General features: G+C 50.9%; 1 protein-coding gene. It reads right to left on the bottom strand.

What is annotated here, in order from left to right; genetic code table 11:
* Nucleotides 1-431 (bottom strand): NTP transferase domain-containing protein (locus tag JNK54_10830; protein MBL8024749.1); only part of this gene is annotated, 431 nt, incomplete at its 3' end.
* Nucleotides 432-581 lie beyond the last annotated feature (150 nt).

Raw genomic sequence — 581 nt, 5'->3', positions numbered from 1 at the left:
CCATATCGCTGCGGGTCCTGTACAGGATAGGCAAAGATCAACGCGCCTTTTTCAAGGTTGGCGGCGGAAGTCAATTGAGCGGGCAACCCCTGCCCAAAAAAGATATTGTCACCAAGGATCAGGCAGACATGCTCTCCGGCAATAAATTCCCTGCCAACCAAAAAGGCATCTGCAAGCCCGCGCGGTTCAGCTTGTTCGGCATAGGAAAACTGCATACCCCAGGATCTGCCATCTCCCAAAAGTCTTCGAATGACAGGCAGGTCTTCCGGAGTGCTGATAATTAGAACATCTTTTATACCCGCCAGCATGAGCATGGAAAGGGGGTAATAGATCATGGGTTTATCGTACACCGGTAACATTTGCTTGCTGGTTGCCAATGTTAAAGGATACAGGCGCGTCCCTCGTCCGCCTGCCAGAATAATTCCCTTCATTTTCTTTTCTCCTGATCGTTAACGTGACTTGTAATTCGCATCCAACCAACCTTTGTACTCTTGTTTCTGGCGGATGGCAGTCACCCACTGCGGGTGAGAGAGATACCAATTGACCGTATCCAGCAGGCCCTCGGTCAGGGTGTGACGCGG

It is taken from the genome of Elusimicrobiota bacterium, from assembly GCA_016788905.1.
GTDB lineage: Bacteria > Elusimicrobiota > Elusimicrobia > FEN-1173 > FEN-1173 > JADKHR01.
The sequence above is the reverse complement of the archived record's forward strand: the minus strand, read 5'-3'. Positions and strand labels throughout refer to the sequence as shown.